Below are 15,456 nucleotides of genomic sequence, written 5' to 3'. Positions count from 1 at the left end.
GAAGTCTGCCACTCAGGCGGAATTCATTTTGGTCTTTTTTGTATGCTTCGGGATACGTTTGTGTTTATACAGACGGCATTTCGGATAAAACATATTAACGGGTTGTTCTGTACTTAAATGACCTATGCTCATGACAGATATCGGAATAATGCGAATGTGCGGACAAAAATTAGTGAAGAGCGGAAACGGGGTGATCCACATCGTGTGGTGGAAAGAGAGTGTTGTATATCAGATCTATCCCATCAGTTTCAAGGATTCGGATGGTGATGGTCACGGTGACTTGCAGGGCATTTATGAAAAGCTTGATTATTTGACGGATCTGGGGATCGACGTCATCTGGATCTGTCCCATTTATGAATCTCCCGGACATGATAACGGTTATGATATCAGCGATTACTATGCCATTATGCGCAAATTCGGCACGATGGAGGATTTTGACAGGTTACTCGCAGCGGCTCACAGCAGAGGGCTCAAAATCATGATGGATCTGGTGCTGAATCACACATCGGATGAGCATGCCTGGTTTGCCGAATCCCGCTCCTCCAAGGTCAATCCCAAACGGGATTATTACATATGGCGATCAGGTAAAAACGGTCAGGTTCCGAATAACTGGGAATCCTATTTTGGCGGGTCCGTGTGGAAGCATGATCCCGAAACGAACGAATACTATCTGCATTTATACTCCGAGCATCAGCCTGACCTGAATTGGAACAATCCACAAATGGCCGAGGAGATGTACGAAATGGTGCATTGGTGGCTGCAAAAAGGGGTGGACGGATTCCGTTTTGATGCGGTAGCCCATATTGCCAAGGCTGAAGGACTGCCCAGTGCACATAATCCTGACAATCTGCCGGTTGTCCCAGCATATCAGCTGTTCTCCAACCTGGAACAAGTACATTCCATATTGAACAAGTTAAACAACATGATTCTGAAGCCATATGGTCCCATGACCGTCGGAGAGACGTCAGGTCTGGGCCCGGAGCAGGCTCTTGCTTACGTGGGAACAGATCGCAACGAGCTGAATATGGTGTTTCAGTTTGAGCATATGTTTGTGGACGCCAAATCTTCGGGGATAGGGAAGTGGAATTACAGGGAGTGGAAGTTGACTGAACTGAAGGAAATCATGAGCCGCTGGCAGACTGTCCTGCACGGTAGAGGCTGGAATGCCAACTATATGGGCAATCATGATCAGCCGCGGCCGGTTTCCCGTTTCGGAGACGATGGCCGTTACAGGGTTCGGTCTGCCCAGATGCTGGCTACCTGGATGCTCACCCTTGAAGGAACGCCTTACATCTATCAGGGTGAGGAGATTGGTATGACGAACGTAGCATTTCCGAATATCGAGCAGTATCGAGACATTGAAACAATGAATTATTACAGGCATTATATCGCCCAAGGGCGGGACAAAAATGACATTATGAAGGCGATCTGGCTGAAAAGCCGGGATAACGCACGTACACCCATGCAATGGGATGACACGGAGCATGCAGGGTTTACGGAAGGCGAGCCATGGATTCAGGTCAACGATAACTACACAGAGATCAATGTGGCTTCTGCCGAAAATGACCCCGGATCCGTATTGCATTATTATCGCAAGCTAATTGCCCTTCGGAAGAAGAGCAAAGTGCTGATCTACGGTGAGTATGAACTGCTCTTGCCAGATGATCCGGACATCTATGCCTACACACGTACGCTGGATGACGAGAAGATGCTCATCATCCTTAATTTTCGAGGGCATGAACCGGAGATGCATTGGCCAGAAGGCTGGACAGAGGAACGTGCGAAGCTGGTCATCAGCAATGTGAAAAGACGGTATTCAACGGATGAAGGTACCATTCTGCTGCAACCCTATGAAGCTAGAGTCTACCGTTTGCAATCCTGAAGGCGACATTTTGCTTCCCGCAAACGGTTTGATTTATAATAAAGTAGGTAAATGCTATTAAGATGGATGTGAACGCAGCGGAACTTGAGAAATGAGGTTGCTCACATCCAATTGTCAGGAGGACTTAAAATGTTGAAAATGACGTACCATGGACACTCTAGCGTTCAATTGGGTACTGGGGAGAAGTCTTTAATTATCGATCCGTTCCTGCGCGGCAATGAACTGGCCGTGACCAAGCCGGAAGACATCAAAACCGATGCCGTTTTGCTGACGCATGCACATATGGATCATATTCTCGACGCCGAACCAATTGCCAAGGCAAATAATGCCAAAGTCGTCGCCATCGTGGAGCTGGCTACATACATGTCCTGGAAAGGGCTGGAAACCATTGGCATGAATATGGGCGGAACAGTAGATCTGGATTTTGCTCAGGCCAAAATGATTCAGGCGTTTCATACTTCGGGGATTGTGCTTGAAGAGGAACAGCGGATCATGTACGCAGGACTGCCTGCGGGATTTATCATTAACATAGGCGGTAAAACCATTCTGCATGCCGGAGATACAAGCTTGTTCGGCGATATGAAAATGATTGGTGACCGCCATCAGATTGACGTTGCTTTTCTGCCGATTGGCGGGCATTATACTATGGACCCTGAAGACGCACTGCAGGCTGCAGAATGGTTTAACGCAAAACTGACCATTCCTGTGCATTATGATACATTCCCGGTAATCCGTCAGGATTCTGAGAAGTTTGTACAGCAACTTGCTGCCAAAGGACTGAAAGGCCAAGTCCTTGCACCAGGCGAATCCATCACGCTTTAATTGAATTGAATGATTATTATGGTTAGCATGTAATGTCCCATTCCATAATCGTTTTTTTGTACATGAACACTATTTTATAAAATTTAAATATACGGCCAAAGGCGAATATCACGTTATGATAACTGACGTGATATTCGCTTTTTTTCGGTTTTAGGTTCAAAAAGTGGGCTTGAAGTTGGTACATATAACAAAAATATTCAATTTTCATTGTTGCAGGCTGGTTGGGGATGTTATAAAAAACTACACGTAAACAACGTTCCGAATGGAACGGAAAACAGGGGGAACGTTCATGTCATTTATGAAATCATTGTTTTTCCAAATTATTGTGGCGGTGATCATTGGGATAGGTGTAGGTATCTTGTGGCCTGATTTGGGCAGCTTACTGCAACCGCTTGGAACAGGCTTCATCAAATTGATTAAAATGATTATTGCACCTCTTATTTTTATGGTGATCGTTACAGGTATTGCCAAAATCGGTGATTTGAAGTCGGTCGGGCGAATCGGACTCAAAGCGATTATATGGTTTGAAATTGCAACGACGATTGCTCTCGTCCTTGGTCTCGGTACAGCCAACCTGCTCCGTCCCGGTGCAAGCATGAATGTTGATCCTTCAACACTTGATGCAAGCGGCATTGAAGCCAAAACGAACGGATCCGAGCTGCCGCATGTGGTCGATTTTATCATGAACATCATTCCGACCAGTGTTGTGGACGCTTTCGCACAAAATGCATTATTGCAAGTACTACTTGTAGCTTGTCTGTTTGGAGTGGCGCTGGCGGCAACCGAGAACAAAGCAAAGGAAAATGTGCTCACATTGATTGAGAATATACTGGGAATTCTGTTCCGGATTATTGGGTACATCATGAAACTTGCTCCAATCGGTGCGTTTGGTGCTATGGCCTACACGGTTGGAGCGTATGGAGCCTCCACGCTATCCTCATTCGGGATGCTTATTATTGCCTGCTATGGAGCGGCGTTGTTGTTCTTGGTGATGCTTGCACTTGCGGCTTGGTGGATCACCGGTCTTAACTTTTTACAATTTGTAAAATATACCCGTTCTGAAGTCATGCTGGCGATTGGAACAGGTTCATCCGAAGTAGTTATGCCCCGTATGATGGATAAGCTAACGAAAGCGGGATGTGACCGAGCCGTCGTTGGTCTCGTTGTTCCGACAGGGTACTCGTTCAATCTGGATGGTGCTTCAATCTACCTTTCCCTTGCAACCGTATTTCTGGCTCAGGCGGTAGGCATCGACCTGACGCTCGGACAAGAGATCACGATTCTTCTTGTGCTGATGCTAAGCTCTAAGGGGATGGCTGGTGTTCCCGGTTCTGCCTTTCTTGCATTATCGGCCACTGCCGCTGCGCTCAATGCATTCCCGGTTGCTGCGGTTGCGCTGCTGCTTGGAGCAGATCGTTTCATGGACACGATGCGTGTCTTCACGAATCTGATGGGCAATTGCGTGGCCGCATTCGTCGTAGCCAAGTGGGAAGGCCTGCTGGATCAGAAGCGCATGCGCGCCGTTCTTTCCGGTGAGATCAGCGCTGCAGAACTGGAACGTGAAGAACAGGCCTCGCTATCATCAATGTCAGTAAGTAGGTCTGAACAAGGGAAAAGAGCCGTATCGCCCGAAATGCTTTAGAAAGGCTGGAGTCTTGATTCACGAGTATCCCCCCTTACAAGGAGAACCAACCATAAAGGCGTCTGTTTTTGCAGTGTGATCACTGCGAAAGCAGACGTTTATTTGCGTTCACCAATACATGTATCAGGGAGTTGCCAAACGCAAACCTGCAAATTTATGTTACAGAGCGATTATTAATGGGGAATGTGTAGAAGAGGAATATTCTAGGTATATTATAGTTTCAACTTGTATATACATGTTTACTTATGTAATATAGAAATGTAGTTAACTGAGATCTTGATCATGTGCAATACAACTTATTGGAGGCGTTAACATGAGTTCAAACGATACAACTTCCTCATCGTGGTGGAGAACCTCCACGGTGTATCAGGTATATCCCAAGAGCTTCAACGACACCACGGGTTCAGGCACCGGGGATATTCGGGGGCTGACCGAGAAGCTTGATTATTTGCAGCACCTCGGAATTGATATTGTGTGGCTGCAGCCGGTATATGTATCTCCGCAGAATGATAATGGTTACGACGTAGCGGACTATTACGAGATTAATCCGGACTTTGGTACGATGGAAGATTTTGATGAATTATTGAAGGGTCTGAAGGCTCGTGATATGAAACTGATGATCGATATTGTGGTGAACCACTCGTCAACCGAACATGAATGGTTCAAGCAAGCGCGTTCATCCAAGGATAATCCGTACCGGGATTATTACATTTGGAAAGATCCGGCGCCGGACGGCGGCGTACCAAACAACTGGCAGTCCAAATTCGGTGGACCTGCTTGGCAGTACGACGAGCAGACAGGGCAGTACTTCCTGACTTTGTTTGACAAAACCCAGGCCGATCTGAACTGGGAAAACGAACAGGTTCGCAAGGCGGTAAGGGACATGATCAAGTTTTGGGCAGAAAAGGGTGTAGATGGTTTCCGGATGGACGTTATTAACCTAATCTCCAAGGATCAGCGTTTTCCGAATGATGACGGCAGCGAAGGACCAGGCGATGGACGCAAATTCTATACGGACGGACCACGTGTTCATGAATATATCACCGAGATGTATGAGGAAGTATTCGGTCCCTACAACATGGTAACGGTTGGAGAGATGTCTTCCACAACACTGGAACATTGCATCCGCTACTCGAATCCGGCTTCCCGTGAATTTTCAATGACGTTCAATTTCCATCACCTGAAGGTGGATTATCCGAATGGGCAGAAGTGGGAATTGATGCCTTATGATTTTGAAGCGATGAAACGCTTGTTCAGTGAATGGCAGACAGGAATGCAGGCAGGTGGAGGCTGGAACGCACTCTTCCTTAACAATCATGATCAGCCGAGAGCGCTGTCCCGTTTCGCAGATGATGGGGACTACCGTGCCGAGAGTGCGAAAATGCTGGCAACAACCATTCACGGCATGCAGGGTACGCCTTATGTCTATCAAGGTGAAGAGATCGGAATGCCGAATCCCGTCTGGAATGACGTAAGCGAATTCCGTGACATTGAATCCACGAATATGTATCGTTTGCTTCAGGAAGAACGCGGAAAGTCAGCGGAAGAAGCCTTTGCCATCGTGAAAGAGCGCTCCCGAGACAACTCCCGTACGCCGATGCAATGGGATGGCAGCAAGAACGCCGGATTCACAACAGGTACACCTTGGATCAAAGTAGATGAACGTTATCCTTCGACAAACGTAGCTGAACAATTGGCTGATCCGAATTCGATCTACTATCACTATCGTAAGCTCATTGCACTGCGCAAACAGGTCCCCGTATTGACAGACGGTCTGTATGAGCGTCTGGATGATGCACATCCCGAAGTATTCGCTTATGCCCGGACAAATGGCAATGAAACATTGATCGTTGTGTCCAACTTCAGCAAGAGAGAGGTATCCTTCTCACTCCCAGCAGCGGTCTGGAACGATCACGTATCCGGTAAAACGGCTAAACTGCTTATTGGCAACACAGAGGTGGAACCTGCTCTGGATCAGGTCATCACACTTAGTCCGTACGCTTCTTATATGTGGCTTGTACCACAACAGGACTAAATTACATTATCTAAATAGGAAGTGACAACATGGCAATCGATAGAAAACAGGTTGAGGAGATCGTACGGGCTGTCGGTGGAAAAGAAAACATCGAAGCTGCGACGCACTGTGTCACACGACTCCGGTTCGCCTTGTATGATGAGAGTAAAGTGGATACGGAAGGTCTGGACCAGAATGATCTGGTCAAAGGGCAATTTTCATCGCAAGGTCAATTCCAGGTTGTTATCGGACCTGGACTTGTCGATAAGGTATACGATGAGATGATCCAGATAACAGGCGGTGACCGTGCGTCCAAGGACGATGTGAAGGCAGCTGCCGGCAAAAAGCAAAATCCGATCCAACGCGCAATCAAAACGCTGTCAGACATCTTTATTCCGATCCTGCCTGCCATAATTACGGCAGGTCTTCTGCTCGGAATCAACAATATTTTGACAGGACCGGGCATATTCTTTGATGAACAATCGCTGGTTGATGTCTACCCGGCATGGAAGGACCTTGCGTCCATTATTAATACCATTGCAAGCACAGCCTTTACCTTCCTTCCTGCCTTAATTGGATGGGCAGCGGTAAAAAGATTCGGCGGAAGCCCGCTGCTGGGGATTGTGCTTGGGCTGATCCTGGTGCACCCTGATCTGCTGAGTGCCTACAGCTATGCGAATGCAGTAAATGAAGGCACCGTGCCGACCTGGAATCTCTTCGGCTGGCATATTGAGAAGATTGGTTATCAAGGCCAGGTTCTGCCGGTATTGGTTTCGGCCTACCTGTTGGCCAAAATTGAGATTTTCCTGAACAAAAGGGTGCATGACTCCGTCAAGCTGCTTGTCGTTGCACCTGTAACATTACTTGTTACCGGATTCCTTGCATTTACCATCATTGGTCCCGTTACGTTCGCCATTGCGAATGCGATTACATCTGGCCTGATTTATATTTATGAATCCTATGCGGCACTTGGTGGTCTAATCTATGGTGGTCTGTATGCATTGCTGGTTATTACCGGTATGCACCATACGTTCCTGGCGGTCGATGTGCAATTGATTGGTAGTCAGGGAGGTACCTTCTTGTGGCCGATGCTGGCGCTGTCCAATATCGCCCAAGGTTCTGCAGCGCTTGCGATGATGCTGGTTCTGCGCGAACAGAAGATGCGCGGACTTGCGGCTACTTCATCCGTATCAGCTTTCCTTGGTGTTACGGAGCCTGCCATCTTCGGGGTAAACATCCGTTATCGTTACCCGTTTATCTTCGGTATGGTAGGTTCAGCCATTGGTGGCGTTCTGTTGACCATGAATAATGTCCAGGCAACCTCCATCGGTGTAGGTGGGGTTCCCGGATTCCTGTCCATCTTCCCGAACAAATGGGGAGTGTTCTTCATCGGCATGGCGATTGTGCTCATCGTTCCATTCGTTCTGACGGTGATTTTCGGCAGAGCGAAGTTGAGAAAACAAGATCGCAGTACCCATGCTGAAGCGGTAACCGGAAGCAAAACAACCGCAGTTTCCGCGAGCAACACAGCGGTTTCGGGTACGGATGCAGCTGTAGCCGAACGGACACGCACAAACGCACAAGTGGGAGACGAACCCGTGAACACGCTGGAAGTCATGGCACCATTAACAGGAACAGCGGTTCCATTGGACCAGGTACCGGATCCGGCTTTTGCCGAGAAACAGATGGGTGAAGGGGTAGCCATTGAACCTTCAGGCAATCAAGTAGTTGCCCCGTTTGATGCCCAGGTTGCACATGTTATTAAAAGCAAACATGCGGTCATTCTGGAACATGCAAGCGGCTTGCAAATTTTGATCCATGTTGGGATCAACACGGTATCGCTGAAAGGCGAGGGCTTCAACATGCACGTCGAAGCTGGTGAACATGTAAGAGCGGGACAGACGCTGCTCGAATTTGATCGTAATGTCATTGAAGCTGCTGGACATCCGCTCATTACACCAATCATTATTCCGGATGGGCAGGATATGGTTGATCGGGTTGAAGTTACTACAGGTGACGTTTCATCCAATCGCAATGGTATACTAACCGTTCATCTGAAGGGATAATTACTCACCGGAGCTTATAACATTATTCGCTTTCTTCTATATCAAGACGAACCAGTACAGGTCTGCGAGCCTGGAACTGGTTCGTTTTTCTTTGGGGTCATGATACACTATATATAACTAAAATTTGAAATAGACTATCGTTGATCTCCGCGTGTATGCATGTTACGGATGAATTATTCATATGGTTCTGAGGAGAGTTCCTAGTGCTAAGGACGATAGGAGGAGAGCCATGACGCGTGTAGCTGTGATGGTTATACATGGGCTGGGTATGCAAAAGGATGATTATGCGGATAAATTGATTTCACGTTTGCATAAGGAATTTGATCAAGTGATGGTCATGCGTGGTGCAGCGGAGAAATATTTGGACATTGAGCCGGTCTTCTGGGCGGACGTCTTTGAAGAGAGGGAAGAAGCGCTGTTCCAACAGCTGGTAAGCTCTCATAGGTTGAATTATCAGGCGCTGCGCAGATTTGTCATTCACTATTTGGCGGATGCCGTCGCCTATCAGCCTGTTGAGCATCAAGGCCATAATTATGACGCTGTACACAGCACCCTCAACCGGGCCATGCATGCACTCGCACAGCGCAACGGTTCCGAAACTCCGCTCTGTGTGATCGCTCACAGTCTGGGTGCTGTCATTGCTAGCAATTTTTTTTATGATCTCCAGTTTCCATCGAGCCGCGTCCCATCGATTGTGGATGTGACCTCTGCATTGGAGCGGGGAGATACGTTAACCAATTTCTATTCGTTCGGAACGACGCTGCCACTTTGGAGTCTACGTTATCATGACTTTAGCAGTCCGATTCAGGTGCCATCCTCCATGGCTGCACAGCAGTACTTTCCCGGACTTGAGGGGGAATGGGTTAATTTTTATGATCGGGACGATATTCTTGGATATCCCTTAAGACCTATCGATCCGGCTTATGAAGCCGCGGTCAAGGAAGATATAGAAATTAATTCAGGTAGTTTGATTGGGAGCTGGAATCCGCTCAGTCATGGGGGATACTTCGCCAATAGGGCCATGAACCGCAGGATTGCTCAAGGACTGGCACGGACCTGGACTTGGGTGAATCGTGAATGACATCTATGTATATAGGATACGACTGTTGGAAGGAGGGAATTACTTTGGAATGCAGGACAGGCTGTGCCGCATGTTGTATCGCCATTTCCATCTCTTCACCGATACCAGGCATGGAAGATGGTAAACCGGCAGGTGTACGGTGCGTACAACTGACAGCCGATAATCGATGCAGCATCTTTGGTCATCCGGATCGTCCGGCTGTTTGCAGTGGATTACAGGCTTCTGTTGATATGTGTGGAGATTCGGATCAAGAGGCTTTTATTATTCTGAACTGGTTGGAGGAAGAAACGAAACCCGGATTCTAACGTGAAGTTGTTTTATTGAAAAAAGGGTAATTATACTTATTATGGAAGTTATATGAGTAGAGAGGAGCATGGGGTTAATGCATCTGGTCAAACGATTTCTGGTCGTGACAGCGAATATGATCGCTGAACTGTGGATGGGATTCTATCGACGAAACTCGGACTTCTATGATAAGCAAACTTCTGGATCGAAAAGTAAAACGGGCTATTATGTTTTTGTAATTACTGCTGCAGTGGTTGCAGTAGGTGTGGTCAGCTGGATGTATAATCGTATGTACTCATAAGTGGCTAAGAAGAATGTACCCTGCACGAATCAAGCTCAACGTGTAAAATCAAACCAAAGAGTATCCATGGATAACAACCAAGGGATACTCTTTTTTTGGTGTGCTTGTCCCTCAGGATCTGGAGGAACGAACACGCTCTTCTTTTTTCTTCAGCATGTGTGTGAGAAGCAGCTTTAACACGGAGGATACAATGAAGAAAATAAAAAGGATCCGGAACAGCTGATACCCTGACACCACGGACAAGTTGGCATTGACTTCATGAGCCATGATACTCATCTGATCCATTCCACCTGGCGCCATGCTGAGCAGTGAGGTAGCGGCTGAAAGAGAGAACAGCTGCATGAGTACATAACTTAACCCAAGCGAGCTGGCAATAAGGAGAACACTGCTGAGCACAGCGAGGGTAATGGTCTGTGTTTTGCGCTGCAGATGCTGAGGCCTTAGCATGAGACCCACATGACTGCCAATCATCAGCTGCGAAATATTCAGCAAGGAGGAAGGCAAGGGTGATGTTTGCATTGTTGTAGTCAGATGTATGACACACATAACAATCATTGGCCCAAGCATAAACGCTGTAGGAAAACGAAGCTTACGAGCAACCCAGGCACCAGCTACACAGAGCGGACCATAGAGCAGGATCTCCGGAAAGAGATTCATCCATGACGCTGCCTGGGCCGCTTGCGGATCAGCTGCAGCGCCCGCCGCACCGCCAATCCATGGACTGAACACCAGGAAAGGCACACAGAACACAATCAAGATCAACCGAGTCACTTGCAGGAAGGTCACCAGCGTCAGATTAATGGACTTTATTTCTTCCGCAAGCGAAACCATTTGGGACAACCCGCCAGGAATACTTCCGACCAGGAGAGAAGGGAAGTCAAAATCAGTCAGCTTGGATGCGATGTATGCGGTTAACGTACATAATCCAATCAACAGCAGGGTCATGAGCAGCATAACGGGAAGCTGGTGGAGAATGCCCTGCAGTGCATCTGCTGTCAGTGACAACCCGATAGAATAACCGACGATCAGAATCCCATAATCCCGGATGGAGGTTGGCCATAGGAGCGGCAGTTTAACGACCTGAGACCCAAGCAGCATAAATACCATGGGGCCGAGCAGCCAGGGAATCGGGGTGTGGATGGCTGTGAACAGAAGTCCGCCGAGTACCGAGACGCACAGACTAAGAATGAACCGGAAAAAGGCGGAGGGACTGTGCTTATGCATCAGTTCCATCCGCTTGGTCTTTCTGCTGGATCAGGTTGTATCAGTAGTAAGTATGAGTCTGAATTAAGAGTATGAACCATGTGTGATCACTCCTGATGATAAAATACGTCCCTTCACAGTTTGCTATTTATGAACGAACTACGACATGTTAAGCGAACTTGCTACAGCTTGATTAGTTTAACCGAACACGAGCTGAAGGTTTGGGTTCTTTAAACATCATATAGTACATCAGCGAGGAAATCACGTATAAACCACCCGTAATACTAAACGTAATGGCGTATCCCCAGTATGTGCCGTATGTGGTTACGAGGTAGGATTGAACAGGCCCCATCGTTGCCCACCCAATCATAAATGCAGTTTGCATCAGGGAATTGGCGATTCCGCGACGCTTGTCGGAAACTCTGTCTACCAGAATGGCAGATTGAATCGGATTCGCTGCATTCATCAAAGCTTGTCTGAACAAAAAGCTGACCGAAGCAATGAAAAGTACGTTAGTGAAGCCGGTCAACAACAAGAATGGAAGGGAAAACACCTGAAATATGACTACAGCTCGGACACTTCCGACTTTGGCGGCAAGCGTTGGCCCGATCAGCATGGAGACGATTGTCATAATTTGTCCAAGCGAAATAAGTAAGCTCATCGCACTTAGCGAAACGGAAAACCGGTTGGTAAAATACAAATTCAGGTAAGGGACGACCAGCCCGGAACCGAACCCAATCAGTAATTGAGTAATAACAAACTGACCAATCAGTCGGGAGTCATTCTTTTTGTCCTGTAAATTCCCAGGCTGTTCGGTAGCAGACAGATTCTTATCCTCAGAGGCAACCACCGCAGGAACAGCACCAGTAGTGACAGTCTGTGAGGGAGTCTTATCATCGGATACAAACAGCATCGGAATAAATGCGGCCAAAGTTGCTGCCCCCCCAATGAACAACACGGTTTGCAGTCCAGTAACCTTGGCGATTCCCAGTGTGTGCAGAAGGTCGGCAAACACTCCGCCGCCTAGACTTCCAAGCACCTGTGAGGCGAGCACAAGGGAGGAGTAGTAGCTGAACATCTTCAACCGCTGACTCTTCTTCACATTTTCGGCCAGAAAAGGAATGGCCAGGACCTGAAAGACGCCTGCGAATAGCCCTGAAAATACAGCAAACCAGATCAGGCCGCTCGCCGAATAATCAAATGACCGGCCGATCAGGAAGATTCCGCTGAATAAAGCGCCTGCGATTAGCAGTCTCTTTCGGCTGAAACGATCACCACCAAGCCCGATAGGTACAAACATGATCGCTGTGGCTAACGATTGTATACTTACAATCTGGCCGTTCATTGTATCATTGTAGCCTAGACCCTGAATGTACAGATTGTACAAAACCGAGAACATGCCATTTCCGATCTGATACAGGATGCTTGCCAGAAAAAAGAGTTGAATATTTCGGGACCAACCCCGAATCTCAGCGTGAATCTGTCGTAAAACTCTCAAGTGTAATCCCCCAGTCGTACCAGTGCAGTGATTCCAGTGTAACAGGAAAGGGGGATTTGCGGAAGAATTGACCACTGTTTATTTTGTCATAAGGCTGAATTACGCAATGACACGAGCGATGACCAATCCATCATGCCCTTTGCTGCCTACCGTTTGCAGTGCAGTTGCTTCAAGACGAGGGTGATCGGCGATCAGCTTGAGGAATTGACGTACGCCCTGAACTCTCGGGTCCGTACTCTCTGCATGGATCACTTCGCCATCTCTGACGATGTTATCTCCGATAATCAGACTTCCCGGCCGGGACAGACGGAGCGCCCATCGGAGGTAATCGGGATTACTCGGTTTGTCTGCATCAATGAAGATCAGATCAAAAGGCTCCCTGTAGTCTTCTTGAACGTCAGGAAGGGTTGTTAATGCAGGTCCAATCCTCAGATCAACCTTGTCGATTAGCCCAGCCTGCACCAGATTGTTGCGTGCGATTTCCGCATGATGTGGATCAGCTTCAAGCGTTACGATTTTTCCGTGCTCAGGCAGTGCTCTTGCCATCCAGATCGTGCTGTAAGCACCCAGCGTACCTATTTCAAGCACACGTGCTGATCCGTGAATTTGAAGCAGGAGCTGAAGGAATTTCCCTTGGTTAGGAGCAACATCATGGGCTGGTAATCCGGCTTCCGTGTTCCTACGAAGCGTTTGTTCCAGCAGAGGATCCGAGGGAATAAGCAACTGATTCAAATAGTCGTCGACCTGACTCCAAGTGTGCTCAAGAGAAGAATAATCATTGTTTTTCATAAAGGTTTCGTCCTTTCCAAAAACGATAGTTTGAATTTCATAATTCAACTATAATGATTACAGATGTATAAATAAAATATATATTATATATAAAATCATAAATTAAAGTTATATATTACCGACATAGGAGTGACGGAAATGAATTTGCACGGATTACGATTGTTCCATGCCATTGTAAGATATGGTGGCGTTACCCGCGCCGCAGAAGAACTGAATATTAGCCAGCCTGCGGTCTCGTCACAGGTGAAGAAATTTGAACATGAGCTGGGCATTCGTTTATTTGTTACAGAGGGTAGACGACTGGTTCTTACCGATGTGGGTGTGCAGTTAAAAGAATACGCAGAACGTCTGTTTTTGCTTGAACAGGATGTAGAGAACTTTGTGCAGGATATGCGGGAAGGGAAGAAAGGCATCATTCGGTTAACGGCAACGTACTTGCCTTCTAATTTTTTGCTGCCTGGATGGATTGCGAAGTTCAAGCAAATGCACGAAGATGTAGAACTGGTGGTTAGTACGACCAATACCCGGATGGCCTTTGATCAACTGCTGCGATATGAGGCTGAGATTGCCGTATACGGTGGGAGCGGGGTTACACATCAAGGCGTACATTGGGATGAATTGTTTGAGGATGACATGTGGTTTGTCGTGCATCCAGCGCATCCGTATGCTGATCGGGAAGTGGACTTGGCCCAGATGGTAGCAGAACCCTTCATCATGCGTGAAGAAGGCAGTGCGACGCGTGAGCGGCTAATCTCACTATGCAGTATGAACTACGTGGCTGCCCCTCGAATTGCGCTGCAGTTCAACGGGTTGAATGAAACGATTAGTGCGGTAAAGGCCGGTTACGGAGCCAATTTTATATCCTCATTGGTCGTAAAGGAAGATGTTCGTGAGGGCCGTCTTTCACGTGTATATGTCCGAGGAATTCATCTGAAAAATAAGATTGCCGTGTGTACCCGAGCTGGTGAAGTGTTATCACCTGCAGCGCAGCATCTGGTACAGCTAATTCGGCAGGAGGCATCCCGGATAATCGGAGATGATATCCGATAAACGAATGGAGGATATCTGAAATGGAAACGAACACGACATGCCTCCCAGAATGTTTTGTATGAAGATTGACATGGCATATCAAACCCGAATGTTAACGTTCTGCTGTAACACCTTGCTGATCGTTAAACCGGTATAGGGCAAGCAAAGTCACGCCTCCAACCACGACAACAGGTATCCAGACAGCAATCATAGGAGTGTTATGAAACATAAGTGCCGCGACAATGACACCAATCAGATAAATGATTACGGCAAACACCCGCAAGTATGAGTCAGTGGATAAAGCCTTCATCAATGAACCTATACTCGTGTGCCGGAGACGCTGCAGAATGCTTACGGCATCTTCAATGACTGCGGCAAGATTATTTGTCAGTACTGTGGTGGAGATCCCGGCGATGCCGATCCGCCGTGCAGCTGTAGTTTGCATTCCCATAGCAGCAGCCAGTATGGCGATTAACAGATAGGCAAGCTGTTCTGAATAAGGGCTGACCATGATGATCGCGAATATCAGGAGCAGGATGCTTTCGACAACAAAAACACGGGTTACACGGGATGACCATCCGTTTTTGGTCTGTTGGGAACCGATCATGCGTGCGGCAATGGCATTGCCGGCAATGAAGCCCGCCAGAGCAATAAGGGAACGCAGCACGATAAACTCCTGCGCACGGGCTATCGCAATTCCCAGCAGTACGATATTACCGGTCATATTCGCGGTAAGTACATGCCCCAGTCCCAGATATCCAATGACATCGACCATTCCGGCCGCCAGACATAGAAGCAGAAGTGAATACTTTTGCAGAGGTTGCTGCATGGTGAATCCGTCCTT

The 15,456-nt window shown here is 47.6% G+C and carries 13 protein-coding genes; 9 read left to right on the top strand and 4 right to left on the bottom strand.

The features are described 5' to 3' along the window. The first annotated feature begins 154 nt into the window (after positions 1 to 154). From AC3WQ3_RS20535 to AC3WQ3_RS20500, 8 genes are all read left to right on the top strand, one after another. Positions 155 to 1,882, top strand: a complete 1,728-nt coding sequence (locus AC3WQ3_RS20535; RefSeq protein ID WP_336779759.1) for a glycoside hydrolase family 13 protein — start codon at positions 155 to 157, stop codon at positions 1,880 to 1,882. A gap of 129 nt (positions 1,883 to 2,011) precedes the next feature. Further along, the gene (locus AC3WQ3_RS20530; protein WP_336779760.1) at positions 2,012 to 2,704 is read left to right on the top strand and encodes a metal-dependent hydrolase; all 693 of its coding nucleotides are present in this window, start codon (positions 2,012 to 2,014) and stop codon (positions 2,702 to 2,704) included. Between the two features lie 289 nt (positions 2,705 to 2,993). Continuing rightward, a complete protein-coding gene (dctA, locus tag AC3WQ3_RS20525; protein WP_336779761.1) occupies positions 2,994 to 4,346 on the top strand; it encodes a C4-dicarboxylate transporter DctA in 1,353 nt (450 codons plus the stop codon). Between the two features lie 313 nt (positions 4,347 to 4,659). Then, positions 4,660 to 6,381, top strand: coding sequence for an alpha,alpha-phosphotrehalase (gene treC, locus AC3WQ3_RS20520; RefSeq protein WP_336779762.1), 1,722 nt, complete (start codon positions 4,660 to 4,662; stop codon positions 6,379 to 6,381). A 29-nt stretch (positions 6,382 to 6,410) separates the two neighbouring features. Further along, positions 6,411 to 8,426 (top strand): PTS system trehalose-specific EIIBC component, encoded by a 2,016-nt coding sequence (gene treP, locus AC3WQ3_RS20515; RefSeq protein ID WP_492473329.1) that lies wholly within the window; start codon positions 6,411 to 6,413, stop codon positions 8,424 to 8,426. 229 nt (positions 8,427 to 8,655) lie between these two features. Continuing rightward, positions 8,656 to 9,507, top strand: coding sequence for a chemotaxis protein (locus AC3WQ3_RS20510; RefSeq protein WP_492473328.1), 852 nt, complete (start codon positions 8,656 to 8,658; stop codon positions 9,505 to 9,507). A gap of 44 nt (positions 9,508 to 9,551) precedes the next feature. Further along, complete coding sequence (locus AC3WQ3_RS20505) at positions 9,552 to 9,812, top strand: YkgJ family cysteine cluster protein (protein WP_492473327.1); 261 nt, start codon at positions 9,552 to 9,554, stop codon at positions 9,810 to 9,812. 77 nt (positions 9,813 to 9,889) lie between these two features. Continuing rightward, positions 9,890 to 10,093 carry a hypothetical protein gene (locus tag AC3WQ3_RS20500; RefSeq protein ID WP_336779765.1) on the top strand — a complete coding sequence of 68 codons (204 nt, stop codon included), beginning with the start codon at positions 9,890 to 9,892 and terminating at the stop codon, positions 10,091 to 10,093. Positions 10,094 to 10,204: 111 nt separating this feature from the next. Here AC3WQ3_RS20500 and AC3WQ3_RS20495 read toward each other — a convergent pair whose 3' ends face one another. The 3 genes from AC3WQ3_RS20495 to AC3WQ3_RS20485 form a co-directional block, all read right to left on the bottom strand. Continuing rightward, positions 10,205 to 11,326, bottom strand: a complete 1,122-nt coding sequence (locus AC3WQ3_RS20495) for an AbrB family transcriptional regulator (protein WP_492473326.1) — start codon at positions 11,324 to 11,326, stop codon at positions 10,205 to 10,207. Positions 11,327 to 11,489: 163 nt separating this feature from the next. Then, a complete protein-coding gene (locus tag AC3WQ3_RS20490) occupies positions 11,490 to 12,794 on the bottom strand; it encodes an MFS transporter (RefSeq protein ID WP_492473325.1) in 1,305 nt (434 codons plus the stop codon). 99 nt (positions 12,795 to 12,893) lie between these two features. Next, positions 12,894 to 13,583, bottom strand: coding sequence for an O-methyltransferase (locus AC3WQ3_RS20485; RefSeq protein WP_492473324.1), 690 nt, complete (start codon positions 13,581 to 13,583; stop codon positions 12,894 to 12,896). A 138-nt stretch (positions 13,584 to 13,721) separates the two neighbouring features. Here AC3WQ3_RS20485 and AC3WQ3_RS20480 point away from each other — a divergent pair, with 138 nt between their 5' ends. Then, positions 13,722 to 14,633 carry a LysR family transcriptional regulator gene (locus AC3WQ3_RS20480; protein WP_492473323.1) on the top strand — a complete coding sequence of 304 codons (912 nt, stop codon included), beginning with the start codon at positions 13,722 to 13,724 and terminating at the stop codon, positions 14,631 to 14,633. Between the two features lie 91 nt (positions 14,634 to 14,724). On the opposite strand, the gene AC3WQ3_RS20475 is transcribed toward AC3WQ3_RS20480, so the two are convergent. Continuing rightward, positions 14,725 to 15,441: a YoaK family protein gene (locus tag AC3WQ3_RS20475; protein ID WP_492473322.1), complete on the bottom strand. Its 717-nt coding sequence runs from the start codon at positions 15,439 to 15,441 to the stop codon at positions 14,725 to 14,727. Positions 15,442 to 15,456 lie beyond the last annotated feature (15 nt).

The organism is Paenibacillus sp. FW104-T2 (genome assembly GCF_058789975.1).
This window is presented reverse-complemented; position numbering and strand designations above follow the sequence as displayed.